Origin of the sequence: Bradyrhizobium sp. AZCC 2176, assembly GCF_036924645.1 — a bacterium.
GTDB lineage: Bacteria > Pseudomonadota > Alphaproteobacteria > Rhizobiales > Xanthobacteraceae > Bradyrhizobium.
In genome coordinates, this window is sequence record NZ_JAZHRX010000001.1 from 225,978 (window position 1) to 252,691 (window position 26,714).

Consider the following 26,714-nt stretch of genomic DNA (forward strand, 5'->3'; position numbering starts at 1 on the left):
TTCGATGCTGCGCATCGCCCCGGAATGACCGCTTGTGTTCACGAACCGCCCTGCGGCAGGTAGTCGTTGGTATAAAACGCCTTCGGGTTATCCTTGGCCTTGGCATCCAACCCGCCATACTCAACCATCAGATTGACGGTGTCGGTCATGTTCTGGTCCGTCACCTGGAACGGCCGCTTGGCCTTGGTTTCAGCCGTGCGGTAGAGCGGGATCGTCAACTCAAAGCCCTGCGTCAGCGTTTCGATCTTGCCGCCCTTCGGGTTGGCGTCGAGGATCGACTGCGCCGCGCCCTTCGGGTCCTTCTCGGCGGCTTCGACCGCTTTCGTCGTTGCCGACATGAAGCGCTTGACGAGATCGGCATTTGCCTTGACGAACTCGGTGTTGGCGACGACGCCCGAGCAGACCATGTTGATGCCGTAGTCGGCGAACTTGATCGCGTTGACGTCCTTGCCGGTGGCGTCCTTGATCTTCATCGACTGGTCCATGACGTAGCCGAGCAACAGGTCAGCCTGGCCGTTGATGACGGCGTTCAGCTTGGTCTGGCCGTCGCCCGCCACGGTCTGGAAATCGCTTTCCTTCAGGCCGGTCTTCTTCAGGAACAGCGGCCAGATCTGCGTCATCGAGTCGGCCGGCGTGATCGCCACCGTCTTGCCCTTGATGTCCTCGGGCTTCTTGATGTTCTTTTCGACAAAGCCCATCGCCGACATCGGGCTGGTCTGCAGCAATACGCCGGTGGCAACGATCGGTGCGCCCTTCACGGCCGCGCGCATCATGGTGGGCACGTCGACATAGCCGAAATTGGCGGTCTTGGCCGCAACGGCCTGCGTGGTCGCCGCCGAACCGCGGCCTTCCTGGATTTCGAGATCGATGCCCTCGGCGGCATAGATGCCCTTGGCCTTGCCGTAATAGAACGGCGCGTGCTCGCCATAGACGTACCAGTTCAGCATCAGCACCACCTTGTCAGCGGCCGATGCCGGCAGCACTGAAAGCGCGGTCCAGATCAAGGCGGCGGAAATCGCCGCTATCGTTCGTATCATGGTCATCCTCCCGTTGGTGTTGATGCGGCCCTTGAGGCGGGCCGATTTCTGGTTTGGCTTACGAAGCAAATATGACGTCGTCGCGCTGGCTGACGTGCCAGGGAATCACGAGGCGTTCGATACGGTCGACGACCCAGAACAGGATCACGCCGAGTAGCGCCAGAATCACCAGTGCGGCAAACATCGTCGGCAGGTCGAACGTTCCGATCGAGCGCTGCATCACATAGCCGATGCCGGAATTGGAGCCGACGAATTCACCGACCACGGCGCCGACGACGGCGAGCGTCACCGACACTTTCAGACCGGAAAAGATCGCGGGCATCGCATGCGGCAGATTGACCGCGCAAAATACCTGGAAGCGGCTGCCCTGCATCGCGCGCGCCAGATCGACCATGTCAGGATCGACCGATTTGAACCCCTGAACGGCCGACACGACGACGGGGAAGAATCCGAGCAGAAACGCCGAAATCACCTTCGGAATGATGCCGAAACCGAACCACACCACGAACAGCGGCGCGATCGCGATCTTCGGCACGGACTGCGAAAACACCAGCAGCGGATAGACATAGCTTTCCACCGTCTTCGATCCCGCGATCAGCATGGCAATGGGAATGCCGAACACGGCCGACAGCAGAAAGCCGCAAATGGTCGCGTAGGTGGTGGGCCAGGCCTGCCGCAACAGTTCCGGCCACTCCGTCCGCAGCACTGCCACGACATCGCCGGGCGCGGGGATCTGATAGGCCGGAATCTGGAACAGGCGAATGGTGACGTCCCAGGCCACCACGATGAACAGCAGGAACAGAAACGGCCGCACCCACGCTGCATTCAGCGCTTTCGACACGCCACTCTCGCGCTTCAACTCCGCCACGTCCCGCTCCCTGGTGATCCTCTCTTGGGGAGAATTTAACCCGTTGGATAAATACTGGCAAGCGGGTTTTCGTGCGGCAACTTGTGACTCGGTCGTCGTTCCTGCGAACGCAGGAACCCATAACCATCGGCGTCAATTGTTACTGCAGGATCAAAGGCTACCGCCTGACATCGAGGGGCCGCGGCGTATGGGTCCCTGCTTCGCAGGGACGACAAAATTAGACCGGCTGATGCGCCGGCGACCGCACGGCCGGCGCCTCGGCCTTGCCGAAATCCGCGGTCGATTTGCCCGTCAGCGCCGCCAGTACCAGCGCCACCATGTGGGCGAGGCGCTCGTCCCGCGCCTCCTTTTTCAGAAGATCGCGGCCGAAGATCACCGAGAGGGTCGCACTGTTGGAAAGATAGAAGAAGCATAGCCCGGCGATCGAAATGTAGAGCTGCACCGGATCGACCGCGACGCGAAAATCGCCGCTTTCGACGCCGCGCGTCACCACCGTGCGGATCATCTCGACGAACGGCGAGTGCATCGATTTAACCTTGGTCGAGCGCTTAAGATGGCGCGCTTTCGCAAGATTTTCGGTGTTTAGCAGGGCCAGAAACTCCGGGTTGCGGAGGAAATAGTTCCAGGTGAAGTCGATCAGCCGCTCGATCGCCTCGGGCGGATCGAGATGTTCGAGGTCTAGGCCGCGCTCTTCGGAGCGGATCTTTTCATAAGCACCTTCCAGCACCGCAAGGTAGAGATTTTCCTTGTTGCCGACGTGATAGTACAGCATGCGCTTGTTGGCACCGGCATTGACCGCGATGCGGTCGACGCGCGCGCCGGCCAGGCCATGGGCGGCGAACTCCTGCTTGGCGGCCTCGAGAATGCGGATCCGCATCCCCTCAGGGTCGCGCTGCCATTTCTGAACGTGTTTTGCCTTTGCCAAATCAATCGCCCGATGGTCGTACGAAGCAAGCTGTAGCACGCAAGGTGCGGTTTGAGAATGAAGGTTGTTCACCCTCCCCTGGAGGGGGAGGGTCGGCTCACGTTGAGCGAAGCGAAATGTGAGACCGGGTGGGGTGATCTCTCCACTCGCACCACCGCCTCAATGGAGAGACTGTCACCCCACCCCGTATCGCATCTTGCTTCGTGCGATACGATACGACCCTCCCCCTCCAGGGGAGGGTGAACTTCGCCTCACGCATCCTTCCCCGCCGACGGCTGCACCAGTAGCGTCGGGACGCCGCTGGTGCCGCTGCGTACCGTCATGACCCGCGTTCCCGGCTTGCGGCCGGTGCGGACTTCCGAGACATCGGCCCCTGCCTGAACGAGCCGCGCATGGGTGGCGTCGATGTCGGAGACGCGCCAGCACAGGCCGCGCAGCCAGTCCTGTGACGTATCCGTCTCCTTGCCCGGCCGGTGCGTCACCTCGACAATGAGATCGCCGCAGCGGAAGAACATCAGCCGGCCCCAATCGGGGTGCGAACGGTCGAGCGCCATGTCGAGGCCGAGCCGCGCGCCATAGAGCGCTGCGGCCCGTTCGGGATCCGACGTCGAAACCACGACATGGTCCATCGCCGTGATCGATCCGGGCGTGGTTCGCACCGACAGCGGCCGCTCCTTGTCGCGCTCGAGGAAGAACATGCGGACGCCGCGCGTGGCCTCTGTTGCGGCGCGCGTGCGCTTCCATGACAGCGTCGCGCCTGAGATCGCGTCCTGGCTTTCGACGTCGGCAATGGCATCGGGCTTCAGCGTCAGCCGGTCGAGCCTGCGATGCATCCTGGCGATGTCGCTGGTTCGGAAGCAGATGCTTGCGAGCCCCTCGCCCTGTGCGGCCAGCACGGCGCGAATGCGCTCCGCACTGGCGCCCTCGCCGCTCGGCGCCATCAATTCCAGCGTCGTGTTGTCGAGTGTGAACAGGACGCGGTCGGCGCCCTCGCCGCTGTTCCGCCAAGCCGGCATGCGGGCAAACAAGGTCTGGTAAGCGGCGGCGGCTGCGTTGATGTCGCCGGTGAGAACGACGACGTGATCGAGGCCGGTGATCACGGAAAAAGCCCCCGCACGTTCTTGGCGGCGCGCACCTTCTCGACGCCGATCGCCATCGCAGCCGTGCGGTGCGGAACCTTGTCGGCCCTGGCCCGCTGCAGCATCTGGTCGAAGGCGCGATCTAGGATCGCATACTCGCGCCGCGTCACCTCCTCTTCCTCCCAGAACAATTGCTGCAGGTCCTGCACCCATTCGAAGTAGCTGACCACGACGCCGCCGGAATTGCAGAGAATGTCGGGGATCAGGAACAATTCATCTTGACGCTTCTCCAGCACCAGATCGGCTTCCGGCGTGGTCGGCCCATTGGCGCCCTCGGCCAGCACGCGGCACTTGAGATTTTCGGCGACCTTGGCGTCGATCACGCGCTCCATCGCCGCCGGCACCAGCACTTCGCAAGGCAGCGTGAGAATCTGTTCGGGGTCGAAGGCGAGCTCGTTGGAGAATCCGGCGATGCTGCCATGCTTGCCGGCATGCCGCATCAGCGCAGGAATATCGAGCCCGGCCGGATCATGCAGTGCGCCAGTGTGATCGCTGACGGCGATGATCTTCAGGCCATATTGTTGTAGTTCCAGCGCGGCGTAGGAGCCGACATTGCCAAAGCCCTGGATCACGGCGGTCGCGGTGCCGGGATTGATCGACAACTCCTTCAACACGCGCTTGGCGAGATAGGCGACACCGCGGCCGGTTGCTTCGCGCCGGCCGAGCGTGCCGCCGGATGAGACCGGCTTGCCGGTGACGATCTCGGTCACGGTTTGGCCCTGATACATCGAATAGGTATCCATGAACCAGGCCATCACCTGCTCGTTGGTGCCCATGTCGGGCGCCATCACATCGGTGTGCGGACCGACGAACGGGATCATCTCCTGCATATAGCGCCGCGACAGCCCTTCCAACTCGCGCTTGGAAATGGTGGAGAGATCGACATTGACGCCGCCCTTGGCACCGCCATAGGGCAAACCGACAAGGGCACATTTCCAGCTCATCCAGATCGCGAGCGCCGCGACCTCGCCGATGTCGACCGAGGGTGCAAACCGCGTGCCGCCTTTGGTCGGACCGAGGGTGAGGTGGTGCTGGACACGATAGCCTTCGAACACCGCGACGGTACCGTCGTCGCGGTGGATCGGGCAAGAGACAGTCACTGCCCGCTTCGGCATCAGGATGCGGTCGCGCTCGTCCATCGGGATTTCGAGATGGTTGGCGATGACACCAAACTGGTTAACCGCCATGTCGAACACCGGACCGGAATAAACCGTCATCATTTCCTCCACTTTTGTCGCGCCGCTGGGGAAACCCGGGCAGCCGTCAGCCGTTATACGACGGTATGCCCAAGCCCCCCTTAAGGACGGTCGCAGTTTCCTCTATACTCCCATCTCAAGCTGCAAAGACGGCACGGTTGCGAATAATTTCAGCGAATGCATCCGATAACCGGTGCTAATGTACGCGCGCCGGGCCGGGACCACCCCTAAAGCTCATGACGGAAAACGAATGCAGGCTCTCTTCATCGGACAGACCTATATCGACGTTACCTTCATCACCGACCACATGCCGACCGGCGACGAAAAACATGTGGCGTCCGCCTATGCGGTGTCGTTTGGCGGCAACGCCGTCACGGCGGCATTCTGCTGCGCCAAGCTCGGCATCGTGCCGGACCTGATCGCGACTATGGCCAACGACTGGCTCGGCCGCATGTTTCAGGACATGGCCGCGAAATACGGAATCTCGATCCATCCGCGCAAGGTCAACTCCTCGTCACTGTCCTTCATCATGCCGAAGGAGGGCAAGCGCGCCATCGTGCGCTGTCGCGACGACGAGCACATTCATCCTTTCCCGATGCTGAATTTGAAGGGCTGCCGCGCTCTGCATATCGACGGCCACCAGCCGGACGCCGCAATCCACTACGCAAAGCTCTGCCGCGAGGACGGCATTCTGACATCGCTCGACGGTGGCGGCCTGCGCACCAATACCCACGAGCTGTTGGAGTTCATAGATGTCGCCATCGTTGCCGAGCGGCTGTGCGAGCAGATGGACAAGACGCCGGAGGCCATGCTCGACTATCTCAAGAGCCGCGGCTGCAGGGTCGGCGGCGTCACCATGGGAGAGCAAGGCCTGCTCTGGTATGACGAGACCGGCGCGGTCCGCAAGCTGCCCGCGCTGCCAATGGCGCCCGAGCGCGTGATCGATACCAACGGCGCCGGTGACGTATTTCATGGCGCTTACGTGTTTTCGTATCTCAACAATCCCGCGAAAGGCTGGCACGACCATTTCGAGTTTGCGCGCGCCGCCTCGACCTATAAGATCCAGCGCCTCGGCAACGAGGCCGGATTGCCGACGCTTGCCGATATCGAAGCCGTCAAGCAGGAGTTCCAGACCGGGCGTAAGAAGGAGTTTTGGGATTAGGCAATCCTTGAGAAGTAATTTGGGGCGCGTCTTCATCGCCGGCAGCATCAATATGGATGTGGTGGCGACAGCCAGCCGGCATCCCAGGGTCGGCGAAACCGTCGCAGGCCAAGCCGTGCATTATTTTCCGGGCGGCAAGGGCGCAAACCAGGCGGTGGCCGCCGCGAAGCTCGGCGCGACAGCCACGCTGATCGGCCGGCTCGGCACGGATGCTTTTGGGCAGCAGTTGCGCACGTTTCTTAGCCTGCAAGGCGTCGACCTCGCTCTGGTCAAGGACACCGCGGACATTCACACCGGAACGGCCATCATCACCATCGCCGATGCCGACAACACCATCGTGGTCGTTCCCGGCGCCAATGCACTTGTCAGTGCCGAGGATGTCGCGCTTGCCGCCCTTACAAAGGGCGACGTCGCCGTCAGCCAATTCGAAATCCCCTTGCCCACGATCGGCGCCTTCTTCAGACAGGCGCGCGCGGCAGGTGCCACCACGATCCTCAACCCGGCGCCGGCCATCGCCTGTGGGCCCGAGTTGCTCGACCTCGTTGACATCCTGATCCTCAACGAGACGGAGTTGGGGTTTCTCGCGCAGACCGAGCTTCACGATACCGACGAGCCCGCCCGTTTCATTGAAGCAGCGCGACGCCTGCCAACCGCTTCAGACAAGATCATCTGCGTCACGCTGGGCAAGCGCGGAGTGCTCGCGCTTGTAGGCGGCGAGCCTTCGCTGATTGCGGGACGTGCCGTGAAGGCGGTGGACACCACCGGTGCCGGCGATTGCCTCGTCGGCGCGCTCGCCGCGCAGCTCGCCAATGGAAAGGCGATCCGCGACGCGCTCGAATACGCCAATGCCGCCGCATCGATCTGCGTGCAGCGCATGGGCGCCGCACCATCGATGCCGACAGCGGCCGAGGTGGCGAGCGTCGTCGATTCGTAGCCCGGATAGAGCGAAGCGCAATCCGGGCTACGTGCTCGCGCTCCGCTTGTCAATTTAAGCCAGCGCGCTCTTCAGATCGAAGCTGCTATCAGCCGCCTGCTCAGGCGTGATCGACCCGTGGGCGGCGAGCAGTCTCCGGCCGAACATGTGGTCGCCAGCGCGGTTGACCGACTCGATACCGACGAGTTGCCCGGCCTTGTAGCAGAAGGCGGAGAACGCTCCCTGCGCGCGATCGCCACGCACCACCACGCGGTCGTAGCCGGTGGTCAGTCCCACCATCTGCAGCTTGTCGGGCCCCTGATCGCTCCAGAACCAGGGCAAGCCGTCGTAGGGCTTGGCATCGCCGGTCAGCCGGGCCGCAACGCAACGCGCGTGGTCGGTGGCGTTCTGCACTGACTCCAGCCGCAACGAGCCGCCGAACCGTGGGCTCGCATACAGCGCGCAATCGCCTATCGCCGAGATGTTCGGATCGGAGGTCAGCAAATGCTCGTCGACCACGATGCCGGCCGCAACCTTCAGCCCAGCCTCCGCCGCCAGTTCGACATTGGGCAGGACGCCGACGCCGACTACGATCAGATCGGCTTTGATATGCCGCCCGTCGCTGAGGCTCACACCGGTGACCTTGCTGCCGTCGCTCTCGATGCTGGTGACCTGGACGCCGAGATGAATCCGGATGCCGGCCGCGGTGTGCCGCGATTGAAAGTATTCCGAGATTTCCGCCGTCACCGCGCGTGCCATTACCCGCGGGGCGAGTTCGATGACGTCGACTTCAAGGCCTTTGGCCCGGGCGGTCGCCGCGAACTCCAGGCCGATGAATCCGGCACCGATGACGACGACGCGCTGGCCCGCCGTGATGTAGTCGCGCAGGGATTGGCTTTCGTCGAGCGTGCGCAGATAGCGCACGCTGTCGAGATTGGCGTTCGGGATATCGAGCAGGCGATTGCGCGCGCCGGTCGCCAGCACCAGGTGGCCGTAGTCGAGCGAAGCGCCGGAGGCGAGCGACACCTTGCGCGCGGCGCGGTCGATCGATACCGCGCGATCGGACATCAGGTCGAGGTTCTGGTCATGATAAAATTTTTCCGGCCGGAACATCAGGCTGTCGGGTCCGCCGGTACCCTTCAGATAAGCCTTCGAGAGCGGCGGCCGCTGATACGGCAGATGGCCTTCGTCGTTCAGCAGCGAGATGCGTTCGCAAAACCCGTGCTGACGCAGCGACATCGCAAGCTGAAAGCCCGCGTGGCCCGCGCCAATGATGACAACCGGTCCTGTCGTCATGGGAACATCCTACGTTCGAGCACACGGGAATGACCCATGTCGTTTCCTCTCCGCTGATTTTGGCTTGCCTGTCTCGTCCTTTGGGCGCGGCGCTCGTGTCCGTCCCGAACGATGACAGGCCCTATCTGACCTCATGGCGCGAGCAGACGCAAGAGCGCCGTGGCCCAGGAGGGAAGATCGCGGCGCATTTTGCGGGCCTTGCCGGGGATTGTCACCTCTTGCCTTCTGCTATTTAAATGCTGGGCCCGTTCAGAGCCGAGGCCCAGCCATGCCGACCTCCGATGATACCGCCGCCAGCGACCCTGCCCTGCTCCGGATCGAGGGTCCGATTGCCACCATCACCCTGAACCGGCCTGCGGCCTTCAATTCCATCAACCTGTCGATCGCGCAAAAGCTCGAGCAGCTCGGCGCGGAGGTCGAGGGCAACGACGATATCCGCGTGCTTGTCATCGAGGGCGAGGGCCGCGCCTTCTCCGCCGGCGGCGATCTGCAAACCATCGGCGCGGCCGCCGCCAATGATGCCATCGCGCCCGTGGTCGGCGAGTTGCTGAAGCACTACCACGCCTTTATCGAGACGGTGCGGCGGATGCCAAAGATCGTTCTGTCCAGCGTCCACGGCTCCGCCGCCGGCGCCGGGATGGGGCTGGCCTTCGTTGCCGACCTCTGCATTGCCGCCGACGACGCCCGCTTCACGCCGGCCTATGCCAAGATCGGCGTCTCGCCGGATGGCGGCAGCACGGTCGGCATGGTCGGCACCGTCGGCACGCGCCGCGCGCTGCAGCTATTCTTGGCCGAAGACAGTTTTACCGCGCAACAGGCCTATGAATGGGGCCTGGTCGCCCGCGTCGTTCCGGCAGCAGAGTTGAAAGCAGAAACGCGCAAATTCGCCGAGCGGCTGGCGCAGAACCCGCCCGCGGCGATCGCAGGCACCAAGTCGCTGGTCTATCAGGCAGCGGTCACGCCGACCAGGCAGCAACTCGATGCCGAGGAAGCGAAGATCATCGACGCCATGCAGACCGAGGATTTTCGCGTCGCGGTGAAGAAGTTCACCAGCAAGTCGAAGTGACCGGTGGCGGCGCCATCGGGCTCTTTCATCACGGCGCACCGTTTAGATTTGAAGCACCGGCGATGTGTGGACTGTCGATGAGTGGGTTAGTGGCGCCCACCCTCGGTGTCGTCGCTGCGAGCTCGCAGGGACGACATTGACCTACCCCTTGCCCTGCCCGCGCATGAAATCGAAGTCGCAGCCCTCGTCGGCCTGCAAAATCGTCTCGTTGAACAGGTGGGCGTAGCCGCGCCTGGCCCAATCGGGCGTCACAGCCGGCGCCAGCGCCGCGCGGCGTTTTTCCAACTCCGCGTTGTCGACGAGCAGATCGATGCTGCGCTTCGCGACATCGAGGCGGATCATGTCCCCGTTCTTGACCAGCGCCAGCGGACCGCCCACGGCGGATTCAGGCGTGATGTGCAGCACGATGGTGCCGAACGCCGTGCCACTCATGCGCGCGTCCGAGATCCGCACCATGTCCTTGGTGCCGCCGCGTGCGAGCTTCTTCGGGATCGGGAGATAGCCCGCCTCCGGCATGCCGGGCGCGCCCTTGGGACCGGCATTGCGCAGCACCAGCACGTCATCGGCGTTGACGTCGAGATCGGGATCGTCGACCCGCAGCGTCATGTCTTCGACGGATTCGAACACCACGGCACGGCCGGTATGCTGCAGCAGTTTCGGGCTCGCCGCCGATTGCTTGATGACGGCGCCGCGCGGCGCAAGGTTGCCATGCAGCACCGCCATCGCACCTTCGCTCTTGATCGGATTGTTGCGCGGACGGATGGCGTCCTGTCCCGGCACCTCCTCGGCGAGGGCTACGACATCGCGCAGCGTTTGCCCCGTAATGGTCTTGGCATCGAGGTCGACAAGATCGCCAAGCTGCGCCATCAGTTTGGGCACGCCGCCGGCATGATGGAAATGCTCCATGTAGTGCTCGCCTGAGGGCTTCAGGTCGATCAGCACGGGCACCTCGCGGCCGAGCTTGTCGAACGCTTCGAGATCGATGCGGTGTTTGGTGCGGTTGGCGATTGCCGTCAGATGAATGAGCCCGTTGGTCGAGCCGCCGATCGCCTGCAGCACCACTTGCGCGTTTTGGAATGAGGCCGCCGTGAGCAATTCGCTCGGCTTTGGCCCCTTCGCCTTGGCCATCGCGGCTGCGACCTTGCCGCTCGCCTCCGCCGAGCGAAAACGCTCGGCATGCGGCGCGGGAATCGTCGCGCTCATCGGCAGCGACAGGCCGAGCGCCTCGGTGATGCACGCCATGGTCGAGGCCGTACCCATCACCATGCAGGTGCCGACCGAAGGCGCAAGCCGGCCGTTGACGGCTTCGATCTCGACATCGTCTATTTCGCCGGCGCGATATTTTCCCCACAGCCTCCGGCAATCCGTGCATGCCCCGAGCACCTCGCCCTTGTGATGCCCGACCACCATCGGCCCCACCGGAATGACGACGGTCGGCAGATCGGCGCTGACCGCCGCCATGATCTGTGCCGGCAAGGTCTTGTCGCAGCCGCCGATCACGACCACGGCGTCCATCGGCTGCGCGCGGATCATCTCCTCGGTATCCATCGCCATCAGATTGCGCAGATACATCGAGGTCGGAAACGCAAAGCTCTCGGCGATCGAGATGGTCGGGAACACCATCGGCATGGCGCCCGACAGCATCACGCCGCGCTTCACCGCTTCGATGATCTGCGGAACGTTGCCGTGACAGGGATTGTAGTCGCTGTAGGTATTGGTGATGCCGACGATCGGCCTGTTCAGCGCATCGTCCGAATATCCCATCGCCTTGATGAAGGCCTTGCGCAGGAACAGCGAGAAGCCAGCGTCGCCATAACTCGTCAGTCCCTTGCGAAGTCCGTCGGCCATTTTTTCTTCCTGTCGTTGTGGATGGCACTTAAGGAGGCGGTCGAATTATTGTCAATGCTTGATTATTGTGCGCAGAAATAACTCATTTCGCCGCATCTGGCGCGATATTATTGACAATAATGCGAGTGCGTGCTGACTTTCGCCCATGATCGGAACGCGCCCATGAACCAACCTTTGCGCATTGGCCTGATCGGCGCCGGCATGGTGAGCCGCCACCATCTGATCGCCTGGGCGACTATACCAGATCAAGCCCGCGTCGTGGCGATCGCCGATCCCTCCGCCGAAAACGCGGCGCGGCGCGCGACCGAGTTCGGGATTTCGCAAACCTATGCCGACGCCGAGGCGATGCTCGCGGCCGTGGCGCTCGACGCCATCGATATCGCAGCTCCCCGCGAGATGCACGCGCCACTGGTGCGCCTCGCCGCCAAGCACCGGCTGCCGGTGCTTTGCCAGAAGCCGCTCGCGTCCAACCTGCACGAGGCAATCGAACTCGCCGCCGAGGTCGAGGGTTCAACGCGGCTGATGGTGCACGAGAACTGGCGCTTCCGCGGCTATTACCGTGACGCGGCGGCATGGCTGCGCGAGGGTCGCATCGGCCAAGTCAAACAGGCGCATCTCACGCTTTTGACATCGGGCGTGCTGCCGGGGTCGGACGGGCTTTGCCCGGCGCTGGAGCGGCAGCCCTTCATGCGCCGTGAGCGGCGCATGCTCCTCGCGGAAGTGTTGATCCATCATCTCGATGCGCTGCGCATGCTGCTCGGGCCGCTGCAGGTGACTGCGGCGCAACTCTCCCGTTCGAGTGAGCAACTCGTCGGCGAGGACGGCGCGGTGATTCAGCTTCGGACCGGCAGCGGCGCGGGCGTTGCGGTCTTTGCAAGCTTCGCCGCCCACGGGCATCCGGCCGTTCAGGTCGACCGGCTGGAGATTCTCGGCGACAAGGGCGCCATCAGGCTCGACGGGCCATCGCTGACTTGCTCGGGGGCGTCTGCCGGCGAGCACACCTACGATCTCGCGACCGAATATCAGGGCTCCTATAACCGGACGATCGCGCATTTCGTGAAATCGCTCCGCGACGTCTCGCCCTTCGAGACGGCACCGCAGGACAACCTCGAGACCTTGCGCCTGGTCGAGGATTGCTATCGGCTGTCGGGCTGGGAGGCTTCGCGATGAAGCCACAGGAATCATCGACCGAAACTCCCGCGCTGACGCGTGAGGAGGAGCAGGCCGAGGTCATCCGCCGGCTGGAGGAGGACATCATCTTCGGCCGCTTCGCGCCGGGTTCGCGGCTGGTCGAAGACACGCTGATGCAGCGCTACGGCGCCAGCCGGCATTTCGTGCGGCAGGCGCTGTTCCAGCTCGAGCGCCAGGGCATCGTGCTGCGCGAGAAAAACATCGGCGCCACGGTGCGGTTCTATTCGGCCGAGGAGGTGCGCCAGATCTACGAGGTGCGGGAAATGCTGACGCGGCAGGCGGCGTTGATGATCGCCCTGCCCGCCCCCGCCGGCCTGATCGCGCAGTTGAACGAATTGCAGCGGCAATACTGCGCCAGGGCCGACGCGCAGGATCTGCGCGGCATCCACGAGACCAATGACGCCTTCCACGTCGCGCTGTTTTCCGCCTGCGGCAACCCGTATCTGGTCCGCTCGCTGCAGGACTACATGAACCTGACGCTGCCGATGCGCGCCAAGAATCTCGCCGACCGAGAGGGGCTGACGCTATCCTGGCGCCAGCACGAACTCATGATCGAACTTTTGAAGGGCCGCGACAGTTGGGCGCTGGCGCAGCTCTGCGTCGATCACATGCAGTACAGCAAGTCTGACTATCTCGCCCGCATCGCCGGGGATGAGGACAAGCGCTAGCGCTTGCTCCAGTCCACGATGCGGTCCTTGTCGCCATCGAACTCCATGCTGCAGAACGTGCCGCCCTGGTAGTAATCGCCGACCGGATCCGGCTTCAGCTTGGCCTGCTCGGCCATGGCGTGTTCGCGGAAATCCTCGCCGCGGCCGGTCGGCCGATAGCCGAGCTCGTAGGCGCGATGATTGTCCCACCAGGCGCGCTCATTGTGGGAGGCGCCGTAGAAGATTTCGAAGTGAATATCGGGATGGTCGAGCCCGATGCGGCAGAGCTGCACCAGATCCTCCGGTTTCAGCCAGATCGACAGGCGGCGGTGGTCGAGCGGCATCTCGCCGAAATTGCCGATCCGGATGCAGGTGACGCCAAGCCCGTGCTTGTCGGCATAGAGCGCGCCGACCGCCTCGCCGAACACCTTGCTGACACCATAGCGGCTGTCGGGGCGCGCGGTGACGTCGGTGCCGATGCGGTGATGGCGCGGGTAGAAGCCGACCGCATGGTTCGAGGAGGCGAACACCACGCGCTTGACGCCCTTTTTGCGTGCGGCCTCAAACAGATTGTAGCCGCCGATGATGTTGGACTGCAGGATCGAATCCCAGGGCCCTTCCACCGAATAGCCGCCAAAATGCAGGATGCCGTCGACGCCTTCGCAGATCGCCTCGACCTGGGCGAGATCGGCGAGATCGGCCGCCTTGAACTTCTCGTCCTTGCCGAGATCGGCCGGCGCCTTCAGATCGCTCAGCAGCAGGTCCGGATAGATCGGCGGCAGCAGCTTGCGCAAGGACGTGCCGATCCCGCCGGCGGCGCCAGTCATCAATATGCGTGGCATTTCGTTCCTCTTAATCTCACGACCGATTTGCGGTCAATACCCGGGAATGATAGCAAACTCAAACGCTCAGGGAACGCAACAACGAGAACAGCAAATGTCCGATGCAGCATCGCATTCAGCCGGCTGGCGCCCGGCGACGTATTACCCCGATCCAGCCATCCGTGCACTCGATCCGCGCTTCGAGAAATACTGGCTGAAGCTGTCGGCGGTCGAACGGCTGACCACCGGCCTGCGCTGGGCCGAGGGCCCGGTGTGGTTCGGCGACGGGCGATATCTGTTGTGCAGCGACATTCCGAACCAGCGCATCCTCAAGTGGGAAGAGGAGACCGGCGCGGTCAGCATCTTCCGCAAGCCGTCGAACTTCGCCAACGGCAACACCCGCGACCGCCAGGGACGGCTGGTCACCTGCGAGCACGGCGGCCGCCGCGTCACCCGTACCGAATATGACGGATCGATCACGGTGCTGATCGACTCTTTCGACGGCAAGCGGCTGAATTCGCCGAACGACATCGTCGTGAAGTCCGACGGCTCGATCTGGTTCACCGATCCCGTGTTCGGCCTGCTCGGCAATTACGAGGGCTACAAGGCCGAGCCCGAGATCGATGCCAACGTCTATCGGATCGATGGCGCGACCGGCAAAGCGACTATCGTCGCCGAGGGCGTGCTCGGCCCGAATGGCCTGTGTTTCTCGCCGGATGAGAAGATCCTCTATATCATCGAATCCCGCGGCATACCGAACCGCAAGATTCTTGCCTACGACGTTTCCCCTGGCGGCGACACTATTTCCAACAAGCGCGTCCTGGTCGACGCCGGCCCCGGCACGCCCGACGGCATGCGCTGCGACATTGACGGCAATCTGTGGTGCGGCTGGGGCATGGGCGATCCCGAGCTCGACGGCGTCGTGGTGTTCGCTCCCGACGGCGTGATGATCGGCCGCATCGCGCTGCCCGAGCGTTGCGCCAATCTCTGCTTCGGCGGCCTGAAGCGCAACCGCTTGTTCATGGCCGCCAGCCAGTCGATCTACGCGCTTTACGTCAACACGCAAGGCGCGCCGGGCGGATAGGTCAGCGCCGACCAGCGCCAGTTCACCCCTTCTTCTCCTGTGCGGCGGCGGTTTGCTTGACCAGCGCGTCTTCGAACGCCTTCTCCAGCGTCGCCGCGTAGGCGTTGAACTCGCCGGGATTGACGAACGGATTGGGCGCGCCATCCGAGATCAAGGCTCGCTTGTCCTGCATCCTGTACATCTCCGGATGCGGCGCAAGCAGCACGTCCACCTTCATGTCCTTCGCCCGTGCGAACGTCTTCCTGTAATCGGTAACGATCCCGGGATAGGTCGGGTTGGGGACGAGCCGGTTCAGCGCGACGGTGCCGCTGCAGAAGATGAGCACGGAGCGCGTTGCGTCGCCATCCTTCACGGAGAATTCCCAACTCGTGCAGCCCGGCGAATGACCGGGGGTTTCGCGGGCGATCAGCGTGACATCCCCCACGGTGACCTTATCGCCTTCGCGCACCGTGCGATCCACCTTCACTGGCGGAAAATTGAGCGCGGTATCTTCCTTCGCGCCCGGATAGTAGCCGCCTTCGAGCAGCGGCTTGTCGGCTTCGCCGGCCACGAGCTGACCACCGCTGGCCTGCTTCAATTCGGCAAGACCGCCGGTGTGATCGATATGCGCGTGGGTGTTGAGGAGATATTTGATGTCGGTGACCTTGAAGCCGAGTTTCTCGATGCTCGCCTTGATCTGCGAGGTTGCTTCCGGCATCACCGTGTCCACCAGGATGTGGCCCTGTGGCGACGTGATCAGGTAGGACGCCAGACCGTCGGTTCCGACATAATAGACGTTGCCGATCATCTTGAACGGCTCTGTTGGCGTGTTCCACTTTACCTTGAGGGTCTCAAGCAGATCCTTGACGGTCTGGGCCTGCACTGTCCCGGCAAGCGGCAGCAGCGCGACAAGCGCAGCGACGATTTTCTTCATCTCCACCCTCTATTCTTCTTGCGACTTCACGTCGATGCGATCGTAAGGTGGGCAAAGCGAAGCATGCCCACCATTTCCTTGCGATGCGCGTGATGGTGGGCACGGCGCAAGCGCGCCTTTGCCCACCCTGCGAAGCTACGTCATTGCGGCGGAGGCTTTACGCCGCGTTGTAGCCGGCGACGGCCTTCACCTCGAGATATTCCTCGAGGCCATACTTGCCCCACTCGCGGCCGTTGCCGGACTGCTTGTAGCCGCCGAACGGCGCGGTGCGGTCGTTCGGCACGCCCTGCAGGTTGACGTTGCCGGCGCGGATCTGGCGGGCCACGCGGCGCGCGCTTTCCACCGTATCGCCCGAGACATAACCGGCGAGACCATAGGGCGTGTCGTTGGCGATCTTCACCGCATCGGCTTCATCCTTGGCACCGATGATCGTCAGCACCGGCCCGAAGATTTCCTCCCGCGCAATCGTCATGTCGTTGGTGACGTCGGCGAAGATGGTCGGGCGGACATAGAAGCCCTTGTTGACGCCTTCGGGGAGCCCAGGACCGCCGGCGACCAAGGTTGCGCCTTCATCGATGCCTTTCTTGATCAGCGCCTGGATCTTGTCCCACTGGATGCGCGACACCACCGGGCCGATGGTGGTGCCTTCGGCGCGGGGATCGCCCGCCTTGGTCTTGTCGGCGACGCCCTTGGCGATGGCTGCGACTTCCTTCATCTTCGACAGCGGCACGATCATTCGCGACGGCGCGTTGCAGGACTGTCCGGAGTTGTTGAACATGTGCATCACGCCGCCAGTGACGGCCTTGGTCAGGTCGGCGCCTTCGAGGATGACGTTCGGCGACTTGCCGCCCAGTTCCTGGCTGACGCGCTTCACGGTCGGCGCGGCGCGCTTGGCGACGTCGACGCCGGCGCGGGTCGAGCCGGTGAACGAGATCATGTCGATATCAGGGTGTTCGCTCATGGCGGCGCCGACTTCCGGGCCGAGGCCGTTGACGAGGTTGAACACGCCCTTCGGCACGCCGGCTTCATGGAGGATTTCCGCGAAAATCAGCGCCGAGCTCGGCGTGAATTCCGAGGGCTTGAGGATCATGGTGCAGCCGGCGGCGAGCGCGGGCGCGACCTTGCAGGCGATCTGGTTCAGCGGCCAGTTCCAGGGCGTGATCATGCCGATGACGCCGACTGGCTCGCGCACGACCACGGCCGAGGGGAGCGTCTCTTCGAAGTGATAGTTCTTCAAGACTTCCAGCGTCGACATGATGTGGCCCAGGCCGGCACCGGCCTGCAGCTTTTCCGCCATCGGCAGCGGCGCGCCCATCTCGTCGGATACGGCAGCGCCGATGTCCTTCATGCGGCCCTTGTAGATCGCAATGATCTTTTCCAGCAGCGCAACGCGCTCTTCGCGGCTGGTCTGCGAGAAGGTCACGAAGGCGCGCTTGGCGGCGGCCACTGCCTTGTCGACGTCGGCCTTGGAGCCGAGCGCAACTTCATACATCGCCTCTTCGGTCGCCGGATTGACGACGGGCGTGGACTTCTTGACGGCGGGATCGACCCAGGCGCCGTCGATGTAGAATTGCATGCGGTTGACCATCGTAAACCTCTTTATTTCGGGGCGAATGAAGGGGAACGGAAGCGTTCTGCAGGCATCCTTGCACGAAAGCCCTGACAAATGAACCCGCCATATGCGGGATGCCGCGATGCGGCAGGCGCTGCATATAAGGTCGGGGAGGTGAAGGTGGCAAGGCTCCTCCCTTCACCGTCGTCCCTGCCTAGTGCGCAATTGCGCACGGGCGCAGAGACCCATACGCCGGGTCCTCTCTTGGGGCACGCGGGCAGACACTTCCTTGAACAACTACTCCCTGTGATTATGGGTTCCTGCGGTTCGCAAGGACGACGGCTATACCGCCATCTTGCGGTGCCGCACCGGGGCGCCGACGGTCAGGGCTTCGGCCGCATCGATGATGGCGTTGGCGTCGACGCCGTGGTGGCGGTAGAGGTCGCCGATCGTGCCGGTCTGGCCGAACTGCTCGACGCCGAGCGCCTCGACCCGGTGACCGCGCACGCTGCCAAGCCAGCCCAGCGCCGCCGGGTGGCCGTCGATCACGGTCACAATGCCGCAGTCGCGCGACAGCGGCGCCAGCAATCTTTCGACATGGCTGAGATGCGCCACGCCGCGGCGGTCGCGGCGCAAATTCCGTGCGGCGGTCCATCCGGCATGCAGCCGGTCGGCGGAGGTTACCGCCAGGAGACCGACGTCGCGATGGCTTTCGCCGATGAAGCCTGTTGCCTCGATCGCTTCCGGCGCGACCGCGCCGGTATAGGCGATCACGAGATCGCAATTCGCCCCCGGCTCCCGCAGCCAATAGGCGCCCCCGGTGATATTCTTTTGCAGGTCCGGCGTCATGATCCGCTGCGGCTGGTCCAGCGTGCGGGTCGAGAGCCGCAAATAAACCGAACCGCCCTCGCCGCCTTCGCGCTGCATGTGGCGAAAGCCGAACGCCATGATCACGGCGAGTTCATCGACGAACGCCGGCTCGAACGAGGCCAGCCCGTCCTGCGCCATGCCGATCAGGGGCGTCGCGATCGATTGATGCGCGCCGCCTTCCGGCGCCAGCGTGATGCCCGACGGCGTCGCCACCACCATGAAGCGGGCGTCCTGGTAGCAGGCATAATTCAGCGCATCGAGGCCGCGCTCGATGAAGGGATCGTACAGCGTGCCGACCGGCAGCAGCCTTTCGCCGTTGATCTGATGCGACAGGCCGAGCGCCGATAGCATAATGAACAGGTTCATCTCGGCGATGCCGAGTTCGAGGTGCTGCCCCTTCGGCGAGAACTCCCAGGTGTAGGCGGACGGGATCTTCTCCTGGCGGAACAGGTCGTGGTTCTCGGCTTTGGCGAACAGCCCGCGGCGGTTGACCCAGGCGCCGAGATTGGTCGAGACGGTGACATCAGGCGACGCGGTGACGATCCGCGCGGCCAGTTCGGTATCGCCGCGCGCGAGTTCGTTGAGCACCAGCCCAAAGCCCTGCTGCGTCGACATCTGCGCCGCCGGCTTGAAGGTGAGCTGTTGCGGAACGTCGATCACCGGCGCGGTCAGGCGACGGCGGCCCTCCTGGTTGAACGGCGCTGCCGCGAGAAACGCTTCGAGCTCGGCCGGCGCCTGCGACAGGCCTTCGAACTTGTCCCACTCATGGCCCGGGCGGATGTTCTGCGCACCGCGCCACTTCTCCATCTGCGCAACCGTCATCAGGCCCGCATGGTTATCCTTGTGACCCTGCATCGGCAGGCCGACGCCCTTGATGGTGTAGGCGATGAAGCACACCGGGCGATCATGATCGATCGCCTCGAAAGCTTCGATCATGCTGGCCATGTCGTGGCCGCCGAGATTGGACATCAACGCCAGCAGTTCGTCATCGCTGCGGCGTTCGATCAGTTGTGACACCTGCCCCTGATCGCCGATGTCGTCCTGCAGATGCTTGCGGAAGGCGGCGCCGCCCTGGAAGCACAGCGCCGCATACATCTGGTTCGGGCAGTTATCGATCCAGCGCCGCAAGGCTTCGCCGCCGGGTTCGGCGAACGCCGCCTGCATCAGGCGGCCGTATTTCACGATCACCACGTCCCAGCCGAAATTGCGGAACATGGTCTCAAATTTCTCCCACAGCCCTTCCCGCACGACGGCATCGAGGCTCTGGCGGTTGTAATCGACCACCCACCAGGTGTTGCGCAGTGCGTGCTTCCACCCCTCCAGCAGCGCCTCGAAAATGTTGCCCTCGTCCATCTCGGCATCGCCGACCAGCGCGATCATCCGCCCCTCGGGGCGGTCCTTCATCCAGCCATGCGCGGTGACGTAGTCCTGCACCAGCGAGGAGAACAGGGTTTGCGCGACACCGAGGCCGACCGAGCCGGTGGAGAAGTCGACGTCGTCGGCATCCTTGGTGCGCGACGGATAGGACTGCGCGCCCTTGTAGCCGCGAAAATTCTCCAGCTTCTCGCGGGTCTGATGCCCGAACAGATACTGGATGGCGTGAAACACCGGGCTTGCGTGCGGCTTCACCGCGACGCGATCCTGCGGCCGCAGCACGGAGAAATACAGCGCCGACATGATGTTGGCGAGCGAGGCGGACGAGGCCTGATGGCCGCCGACCTTCAGCCCATCCGCGTTGGAGCGGATGTGGTTGGCGTGATGAATCGTCCACGACGACAGCCAGAGAACCTTAGCCGCCAGCGCGGACAACAGCTCAAGGCGTGCGGGCTCGATGGGCATGGCCATGCTCCGGACAGAGTCAGTATGCGCCGATTTTAGCGGGCGGTGGGGCGCCAAAATTCTCAATTTCCTGCAACATACCACCTAATATTGGGATAATTTACTACGCTGCGCCCCAAAACTATGAGTTCATCCCAATGCCTACTCTCGACGCTATCGACCGCAAGATCCTCAGCCTGCTGCAGACCGACAGCCGCATGACCATGCAGGAGTTGGCCGACAAGGTCGGCTTGTCTGTCTCGCCCTGCCATCGCCGGGTCAAGCTGCTGGAAGAGCGCGGCGTCATCACGCGCTACATCGCGACCGTCGACCAGAAATCGTTGGGGCTCCATGTCAGCGTCTTCATCTCGATCAAGCTGGCGCGGCAGAAGGAAGAGGACCTCAATCGCTTTGCCAAAGCGATTTCGAAATGGGACGAGGTGCTGGAATGCTATCTGATGACCGGCAACCGCGATTATCTCCTGCGCGTCGTCGCCGCCGACCTCTCCTCCTACGAAGCGTTCCTGAAGAACAAGCTGACGCGGCTCGACGGCATCGCCTCGATCGAGTCGAGTTTTGCGTTGAGCCAGGTGAAGTATTCGATCGCGCTGCCGGTGTAACCGTCGTTCCTGCGAACGCAGGGACGACGGAAGAATTTCAGATTCATCGTCAGAGCTGCCGCGCCTTCGCGTTCTCGCGGCGCATCTCGCCCGAGGTGTGCATCTTCGTTTGCCCTCTTCGAAATAGAGGGCGCAGGGAAGACCGGGTGCTTGCTGCACCCGCGGTCTCGCGTGCGATTTGCGCAAACAAAACTGCACACGAGCATACAGGGCAGCGGGAGCATTCCGGCCTTCCCTGCGCAATGGCTTTACGGCTTACTTCGTGCTCTCCCTGGTGAACGGCTCTTTTGCCACCATCGTTACGCAGAACTTCCGCGCAACTTAACGCCAGCACCGCGGCGTCCAGACCACACGACTTCGCCGTACGCGTCCGGCGCGTACGTCTAGCGCGCCATCAGCGTCCATCGCATCTCACCGCACGTTCGTGACGATCGCGAGCGCCCCTCTTCTTACGGTGAGACGAGCGGAGTTATGCGACTGATTTGGGTGAGAACGAAAGCAGAATATTTTTGCAAAGGAGACTGGACAGGTTTTGACTGATTTGCCCGACAAGTGGTTTTTGTCGCATCCACTGGCCTCCACATCGTCATTGCGAGCCACACCTGCCGGCCTTGCAATTGGCTGCATGTTCGATACAGCATCGCAAGGGGCGGTATATCAGAAGCGGTATATCGAATTGGAACGGTTGGACGATCTCGAAGCCTTTCTGGCAGTCATCGAGAAGGGCAGCCAGGCGGCGGCCTCACGTCATCTTCGGCGCCCGTTGCAATCGCTCAACCGGTCGCTGCTGGCGCTGGAGCGCGCCCTCGGCGTCGAGCTCGTGAAACGCACCACGCGGCGATCGGAACCAACCCAGGCCGGGCGGATGTTCTACGAGCGCATCAAGCCGGCGGTTGCAGCGATCATCGAGGCTCGGGCCGAGGCAGCCAATCTGCGCGGCGAAGTTCTGGGCTCGCTGAAAGTCGGCGCGCCAATTCTGTTTGCGTCATCCTACGTCGCGCCGATCGTCAGCCGCTTTCTAAAACTCTATCCCAATGTAGACGTCGAACTCCGCGCCTCCGATGAACAGGCCGATCTCGTGGCGGAGGGACTCGATATCGCCGTGCGGATCGGCGACACGATCGATGAGTCCCTGACTGCCCGGCGGTTGCATACGCTGCGCGTCGTTATCGTTGGCGCGCCGTCCTATTTCGCCGAACATGGCCGGCCGAAGCATCCAGGCGATCTCGAACAGCACGCCTGCATCCTGCGGGCCGCCACTGATGTGATCGACAAATGGCCGTTTCGCATCGACGGCCGGCTCGAGTCGGTCAGGGTACACGGCCGCTTTCGCTCAAACAGCGCGGCTTCGATCCGCGCGGCCGCGAGCGAAGGCTCGGGCCTTGCCCGGCTGCCGCTATGGCAAGTCGGCGATCTCGTCGCGCAGGGCGCGCTTGCAATCGTTCTGCCGGAATTCGAAGCCGAGGGCATGCCGATTCGGCTCGTCTGGCCGCCGACGCGGGCGCCGCTGGAACGCGTCCGGCGGTTCGGCGATTTTCTGACGAGCAGCCTGAAGACCGACCTGCTCTAGCACCTCGTAAGACACTTGCACGTCAGACTACATTATAGCCGGGCGTCAGCAGATGTCCGGGATCATAACGCCGTTTGGCGTCGCGAAGCTGTGGCCAGCCAGACTCAAAATGAATCTCCCAGTCGGCGGGCGACATGGCAAAGGCACCGACCGGATACTGAACGCCGCCGGCTTCTCGAATACGATCGAACAGCGTGCGGTTTTCCGCGACCATCCGCTCCGCCGTTGCCGCATCGTTCGGTGCCGGAATCCGAATGAGATTGAAGACAAAGACGATGTCTTCCGCCGGCAGGCGAACCAGCGGGGTATGAAATGCCTTCGTCAGCAAAGGATACAACGTTATCCGCCCGAACGGACCAACCGCATCGCCCTTCAGGCCGGCGAGGATGTCGCCGGCGACCCGTTCGGCATTGCTGCCGCGCAGGAACGTCAAAAGCCAGGGCTGCGGGTTGAACCACTGGCCTTTCGAGCGGAGCAGACTTTCGAACTTTCCAAACGCCAGGGCATCCTCGTGATAGGTCAGGTCGGCGATCACGGCGGCGCCGCGCTCATCCGACAACCCGGAAAGCACGGCCTTGTCGTCGGGAGCCGAGCCGTTCGCGTGATATACCGCGCCGTCGAGTTGATACCGCCAACCGCCGCTTCCGTCGGGAAGAACGGCGCCCTGCAACTGCTCGAAGCGTCCTTCCGTCAGCACGCGCCGCTGGTCTGCCATCAGCGATGGCAAATCGCGGTAGAAAAGCTGAAAGCGCCTGATACGCTCGGGCGCGCGCGTCAGGCGCAGCGTCGCCCGCGTGACAATGCCGCATTGGCCGAGGCCGGCGCGGACAGCGTTAAAGAGATCGGGATTTTCGGCCGCCGAGCAGCTTACCTCGTTCCCGTCACCGGTCACCACGTCCAGCGCGATGACGTTGTCGGTTTGCATGCCATGCCGGGATGATGTCGCGCCGATGCCGCCCACCGCGATCGTTCCGCCGATCGAGAGACCGAGATAGTTGGTCAGCACCGGCGGCGTGAGCGCTGGCGCCAATGTCGCATCCAGCAGATCTCGCCACGTCGCTCCGGCGTCGACCACGACGCGATCCGGCTTGATATCGCGGATCGCGCTCATTGCGCTCATGTCGACCACGACGCCGTCCTCAGCCAAGGCACGGCCATAGATCGAATGGCCCTGCCCGCGCGCTGCGACCTTGACGCCCTGCACTTTGGCCCAGCGCATCAGGCTCGCAATGTCCGCGCTCGACGCGGGCTTTAGTACGCCGCGCGGTTGCCTGTGAATGAGGCGGCCAAAATCGTTGGCCGCTGCGGCGCGAACCTCCGCGTCAGGGCTGACGTGGCCAGGGAGCGGCGGGCTTTCGGACGAGACCGCTTGCGCCGCGGTCGTGAGCCCAGTGGCGCGCGAAGCGAGCGTGGCGGTGGCGCCGAGGCCTGCGCTCAAAAACATTCGCCTGTCCGATGGCATGAAACCCCTCCTTGTCCAGAGGCCGTGATGCTTGGCCGTAAAGCTGCGGTGTCGCATGGCATGGGACAATGGGTGCCGCGCCGGATGGACATTCCCGCAAACCGGGAGGATCCCGGTGGCGGCGGTTGCCGCTCATAAGCGGGAGCGTAAACGACGCCCTCGCCGTGGAACCCGGGCTTCCGACAGATGGCCGTTTTCGCCGGATCTACGTCATTTCAGATCGATCATGGCAGCAGTAAAATTGGAATCGATTGATGATGAGGTGAGGCGAGCCGGCACACCATGAATTCACGACGTGTATTGTGGAGCGCGCTCGGCGTGGTCGTGCTTGCCGCCGTGAGCGGCGGCGCCTGGATTTTCTCGCTGCCGCCGACGCCCTCCGTCGCGGCGCCGCCGGCGATCGCGCAGGACGAGCGCGATGCGACGATCGCGGCACTGAAGCCGCCGAAGCGCCAGCGACCGCTGATCGCTGTCATCGGCATCAACAATGCTACCGAAACCACCGACTACCTCATGCCCTACGGCATCCTCAAGCGCGCCGATGTCGCCGATGTCGTCACGCTGGCAACCCGGCCCGGCCCTGTGACGCTGTTTCCGGCGCTGAAGGTCGAACCGCAGGCGACCACCGCGGAGTTCGATGCGCGGCATTCCGATGGCGCCGACTATGTCATCGTGCCCGCCATGAGCCGCGACGACGATCCCGAGGCGCTGCAATGGATCCGGGACCAGTCGGCCAAGGGCGCCATCGTCATCGGCGTCTGCGTCGGCGCCAAGGTGGTCGGCGATGCCGGACTGCTGCATGGCAAGCGGGCGACCACGCACTGGTATTCGATCAAGGAGTTGCGCGGCAAGCATCCGACGATGCGCTACGTCAGGGATCGGCGGCTGGTGGTCGATGACGGCGTGGCGACCACGACGGGCATCTCAGCGTCGATGCCGATGTCGCTCACGCTGATCGAGGCCGTTGCCGGTCGTGACAAGGCCAAGGCGGTCGGCCGCGATATCGGCCTCGCCGATTGGGACGCGCGCCACCAGAGCGACGCGTTCAAGTTCACGCGGCCGTTTGCGCTGACGGCGATCGGCAATACGGCCGCGTTCTGGAGCCACGAGCGGCTCGGCATCGAGCTTAAGGAAGGTGTCGACGAAGTGTCGCTGGCGCTGGTGACTGACGCGTGGTCACGCACCTATCGCTCGCAGGCGGTGACCTTCGCGCGCGCCGCCGGCGCCCAGCAAACCCGCAACGGCATGCGCATCCTGCCCGATCAGGTCGCGACGAGTTGGCCGGCGGAACGGTTGCTGCCATCCGTCGGGGATCGGAGACCAGCGGAAGCGCTGGACAACGCGTTAGAGGAAATTGCGGCCCGCTATGGCACGCACACGACCGACTTCGTCGCAATGCAACTCGAATATCCGCGGCACCGGGCGACGCAGTGAGGACTGCTCGATATCACCGCCACGGCTCGATGATGATCTTGGTGTGCGCTTCCGGGTTGGCGAGATCGGCAAAGGCTTTTGCGACACCGTCGATGCCGACGGTGGCCGTCACCATCGACGCCGCATCGACCAGCCCTTCCGCGATCAGGCGCAAGGAATAGGCGAACTCCTCCGGCGTGTAGCCCAGCACATATTGAACGTTGAGCTCCTTGAGAATGCCGAGCATCGGCTCGAAGCGGTCGGTTTCCATGCAGACGCCGACCACGACGATACGGGCATCGCGCGGCGCGCCTTCGAACACCTGCTGAATCAGGCCCGGAACGCCGACGCATTCGAAGATCAGCGCGGGTTTCAGCGCCGGCAACAGCGCCTGCAGCGGCGGGCGTGCGGCTTTTTCTTCCGGCGACATCTGGGCGTGCTCGGCCCAGGTGGCATAAGGCTGTGTGCGCGCGGGGTCGACGACGACGCCGGCGCCGAGCTTTTTGGCAAGCGCGGCGCGCCGGCGAATAATCGGCAGCGACGATCGGGTGCAATCCCCTGATCTTCAACGCCGCGATGACCGCGAGCCCGACCGGCCCGCAACCGATCACCAGCGGAACCTCGCCGCCTTTGATATTGGCTTTTGCTACCGCGTGTACGCCGACCGCGAGCGGTTCGGTCAGCGCGGCGTGCTCGGCCGCGAGGCCGTTGGGGACTTCGAGCAGCAAGGCCTCGCTGAGCAGCATGCGCTCGGCATAGGCGCCGATATTGTCGTTGGAGTAGCCGATGCCCCGCGGGCCTTCCGTCGTCAGCAGCGCCGGCAGCGAGCAGACTTTGGTGCCGGGCTTGAACTTGCCCGTCGTGCCCGGACCATAGTCCAGCACCTCGCAGCAGAATTCATGGCCGAACACGACGTCGCGCGAGAGATCCATCGCCTTGCGGTCGGGGAAGTGTTTTGCCAATTCGACCATGCGGTGGGCGTGCTTGCGCGCGTGCAGGTCCGAGCCGCAGATGCCGCAGGCGAGCGACTTCACCAGCACCATTCCCGGGCCTGGCTTGGGCTCCGGCATCTCGTCGACGACGATTTCCCCGTTGCGGAAAATGGCTGCGCGCATGGTTCCTCCCATGGTTTCCTTCACCTTAACACGGAGAATCACCACGAATAGCGAACAACGCCCTTGCCGGCGTAGGAATTGGTAACGCTGGAGAACTGGCCTTCGAAGATGGCCGCCGCCGACCAGCCGTTCAGCCGTCTCATTTCGGCCGCGCCCGTCATCAGCGCGGAGTCATGCGCCTGCGCCGC

22 protein-coding genes and 2 pseudogenes are annotated in these 26,714 nt (G+C 63.5%); 9 read left to right on the forward strand and 15 right to left on the reverse strand.

The window, feature by feature from the left end; translation table 11 throughout:
* Nucleotides 1–38: 38 nt before the first annotated feature.
* From V1288_RS00985 to V1288_RS01005, 5 genes are all read right to left on the reverse strand, one after another.
* Nucleotides 39–1,037: an ABC transporter substrate-binding protein gene (locus tag V1288_RS00985; RefSeq protein ID WP_334355299.1), complete on the reverse strand. Its 999-nt coding sequence runs from the start codon at nucleotides 1,035–1,037 to the stop codon at nucleotides 39–41.
* A gap of 58 nt (nucleotides 1,038–1,095) precedes the next feature.
* On the reverse strand, nucleotides 1,096–1,905 hold the full coding sequence (locus V1288_RS00990) for an ABC transporter permease (RefSeq protein WP_334355300.1): 810 nt from the start codon (nucleotides 1,903–1,905) through the stop codon (nucleotides 1,096–1,098).
* Between the two features lie 217 nt (nucleotides 1,906–2,122).
* Entirely contained in the window at nucleotides 2,123–2,830 is a 708-nt protein-coding gene (locus V1288_RS00995) for a TetR/AcrR family transcriptional regulator (RefSeq protein ID WP_334355301.1), read from the reverse strand.
* A gap of 251 nt (nucleotides 2,831–3,081) precedes the next feature.
* Complete coding sequence (locus V1288_RS01000; protein ID WP_334355302.1) at nucleotides 3,082–3,930, reverse strand: VOC family protein; 849 nt, start codon at nucleotides 3,928–3,930, stop codon at nucleotides 3,082–3,084.
* Nucleotides 3,927–5,186, reverse strand: coding sequence for a Glu/Leu/Phe/Val family dehydrogenase (locus tag V1288_RS01005; RefSeq protein ID WP_334355303.1), 1,260 nt, complete (start codon nucleotides 5,184–5,186; stop codon nucleotides 3,927–3,929). Before V1288_RS01005 ends, V1288_RS01000 begins: the two co-directional genes overlap by 4 nt.
* Nucleotides 5,187–5,415: 229 nt before the next feature.
* On the opposite strand from V1288_RS01005, the gene V1288_RS01010 reads away from it, so the two are divergent.
* Nucleotides 5,416–6,327: a sugar kinase gene (locus V1288_RS01010; protein ID WP_334355304.1), complete on the forward strand. Its 912-nt coding sequence runs from the start codon at nucleotides 5,416–5,418 to the stop codon at nucleotides 6,325–6,327.
* 19 nt (nucleotides 6,328–6,346) lie between these two features.
* Nucleotides 6,347–7,261 carry a ribokinase gene (locus tag V1288_RS01015; protein WP_334361161.1) on the forward strand — a complete coding sequence of 305 codons (915 nt, stop codon included), beginning with the start codon at nucleotides 6,347–6,349 and terminating at the stop codon, nucleotides 7,259–7,261.
* Nucleotides 7,262–7,315: 54 nt separating this feature from the next.
* Here the strand turns inward: V1288_RS01015 and V1288_RS01020 are convergent, their stop codons facing one another.
* Complete coding sequence (locus V1288_RS01020) at nucleotides 7,316–8,536, reverse strand: NAD(P)/FAD-dependent oxidoreductase (RefSeq protein ID WP_334355305.1); 1,221 nt, start codon at nucleotides 8,534–8,536, stop codon at nucleotides 7,316–7,318.
* Nucleotides 8,537–8,804: 268 nt separating this feature from the next.
* Between V1288_RS01020 and V1288_RS01025 the strand changes: the two genes are divergently transcribed.
* Nucleotides 8,805–9,602: an enoyl-CoA hydratase/isomerase family protein gene (locus V1288_RS01025; protein ID WP_334355306.1), complete on the forward strand. Its 798-nt coding sequence runs from the start codon at nucleotides 8,805–8,807 to the stop codon at nucleotides 9,600–9,602.
* Nucleotides 9,603–9,743: 141 nt separating this feature from the next.
* Here the strand turns inward: V1288_RS01025 and V1288_RS01030 are convergent, their stop codons facing one another.
* Nucleotides 9,744–11,450, reverse strand: coding sequence for an IlvD/Edd family dehydratase (locus tag V1288_RS01030; protein ID WP_334355307.1), 1,707 nt, complete (start codon nucleotides 11,448–11,450; stop codon nucleotides 9,744–9,746).
* A 162-nt stretch (nucleotides 11,451–11,612) separates the two neighbouring features.
* On the opposite strand from V1288_RS01030, the gene V1288_RS01035 reads away from it, so the two are divergent.
* Together V1288_RS01035 and V1288_RS01040 are read left to right on the forward strand one after the other, a co-directional pair.
* Complete coding sequence (locus tag V1288_RS01035) at nucleotides 11,613–12,620, forward strand: Gfo/Idh/MocA family protein (protein ID WP_334355308.1); 1,008 nt, start codon at nucleotides 11,613–11,615, stop codon at nucleotides 12,618–12,620.
* Nucleotides 12,617–13,309, forward strand: a complete 693-nt coding sequence (locus V1288_RS01040; RefSeq protein WP_334355309.1) for a GntR family transcriptional regulator — start codon at nucleotides 12,617–12,619, stop codon at nucleotides 13,307–13,309. The genes V1288_RS01035 and V1288_RS01040 overlap by 4 nt, the downstream gene beginning before the upstream one ends.
* Here V1288_RS01040 and V1288_RS01045 read toward each other — a convergent pair.
* Nucleotides 13,306–14,130 carry an NAD-dependent epimerase/dehydratase family protein gene (locus V1288_RS01045; protein ID WP_334355310.1) on the reverse strand — a complete coding sequence of 275 codons (825 nt, stop codon included), beginning with the start codon at nucleotides 14,128–14,130 and terminating at the stop codon, nucleotides 13,306–13,308. The two genes, V1288_RS01040 and V1288_RS01045, sit on opposite strands and share 4 nt — an antisense overlap.
* Before the next feature lie 94 nt (nucleotides 14,131–14,224).
* Between V1288_RS01045 and V1288_RS01050 the strand changes: the two genes are divergently transcribed.
* Nucleotides 14,225–15,193 (forward strand): SMP-30/gluconolactonase/LRE family protein, encoded by a 969-nt coding sequence (locus V1288_RS01050; protein ID WP_334355311.1) that lies wholly within the window; start codon nucleotides 14,225–14,227, stop codon nucleotides 15,191–15,193.
* Between the two features lie 22 nt (nucleotides 15,194–15,215).
* On the opposite strand, the gene bla is transcribed toward V1288_RS01050, so the two are convergent.
* From bla to V1288_RS01065, 3 genes are all read right to left on the reverse strand, one after another.
* Nucleotides 15,216–16,106 (reverse strand): subclass B3 metallo-beta-lactamase, encoded by an 891-nt coding sequence (gene bla, locus V1288_RS01055; protein WP_334355312.1) that lies wholly within the window; start codon nucleotides 16,104–16,106, stop codon nucleotides 15,216–15,218.
* 157 nt (nucleotides 16,107–16,263) lie between these two features.
* Nucleotides 16,264–17,694: an aldehyde dehydrogenase family protein gene (locus tag V1288_RS01060; protein WP_334355313.1), complete on the reverse strand. Its 1,431-nt coding sequence runs from the start codon at nucleotides 17,692–17,694 to the stop codon at nucleotides 16,264–16,266.
* 306 nt (nucleotides 17,695–18,000) lie between these two features.
* Nucleotides 18,001–20,367 carry a transketolase gene (locus tag V1288_RS01065; RefSeq protein ID WP_334355314.1) on the reverse strand — a complete coding sequence of 789 codons (2,367 nt, stop codon included), beginning with the start codon at nucleotides 20,365–20,367 and terminating at the stop codon, nucleotides 18,001–18,003.
* Nucleotides 20,368–20,504: 137 nt separating this feature from the next.
* On the opposite strand from V1288_RS01065, the gene V1288_RS01070 reads away from it, so the two are divergent.
* The gene (locus V1288_RS01070; RefSeq protein WP_212422469.1) at nucleotides 20,505–20,966 is read left to right on the forward strand and encodes an Lrp/AsnC family transcriptional regulator; all 462 of its coding nucleotides are present in this window, start codon (nucleotides 20,505–20,507) and stop codon (nucleotides 20,964–20,966) included.
* Nucleotides 20,967–21,591: 625 nt separating this feature from the next.
* Nucleotides 21,592–22,536, forward strand: coding sequence for a LysR family transcriptional regulator (locus V1288_RS01075; protein ID WP_334355315.1), 945 nt, complete (start codon nucleotides 21,592–21,594; stop codon nucleotides 22,534–22,536).
* 22 nt (nucleotides 22,537–22,558) lie between these two features.
* Here the strand turns inward: V1288_RS01075 and V1288_RS01080 are convergent, their stop codons facing one another.
* The gene (locus V1288_RS01080; RefSeq protein WP_334355316.1) at nucleotides 22,559–23,980 is read right to left on the reverse strand and encodes an FAD-binding protein; all 1,422 of its coding nucleotides are present in this window, start codon (nucleotides 23,978–23,980) and stop codon (nucleotides 22,559–22,561) included.
* Between the two features lie 300 nt (nucleotides 23,981–24,280).
* Here V1288_RS01080 and V1288_RS01085 point away from each other — a divergent pair, with 300 nt between their 5' ends.
* The gene (locus tag V1288_RS01085) at nucleotides 24,281–25,432 is read left to right on the forward strand and encodes a DJ-1/PfpI family protein (RefSeq protein ID WP_334355317.1); all 1,152 of its coding nucleotides are present in this window, start codon (nucleotides 24,281–24,283) and stop codon (nucleotides 25,430–25,432) included.
* A gap of 13 nt (nucleotides 25,433–25,445) precedes the next feature.
* On the opposite strand, the gene V1288_RS01090 is transcribed toward V1288_RS01085, so the two are convergent.
* From V1288_RS01090 to V1288_RS34015, 3 genes and pseudogenes are all read right to left on the reverse strand, one after another.
* Nucleotides 25,446–25,949, reverse strand: a complete 504-nt coding sequence (locus V1288_RS01090) for a zinc-binding dehydrogenase (RefSeq protein ID WP_334361162.1) — start codon at nucleotides 25,947–25,949, stop codon at nucleotides 25,446–25,448.
* 232 nt (nucleotides 25,950–26,181) lie between these two features.
* Nucleotides 26,182–26,538 (reverse strand): annotated as a pseudogene (locus V1288_RS01095) (alcohol dehydrogenase catalytic domain-containing protein); the annotation flags it as partial.
* A gap of 26 nt (nucleotides 26,539–26,564) precedes the next feature.
* Nucleotides 26,565–26,714, reverse strand: a pseudogene (locus V1288_RS34015) (autotransporter outer membrane beta-barrel domain-containing protein); the annotation flags it as partial.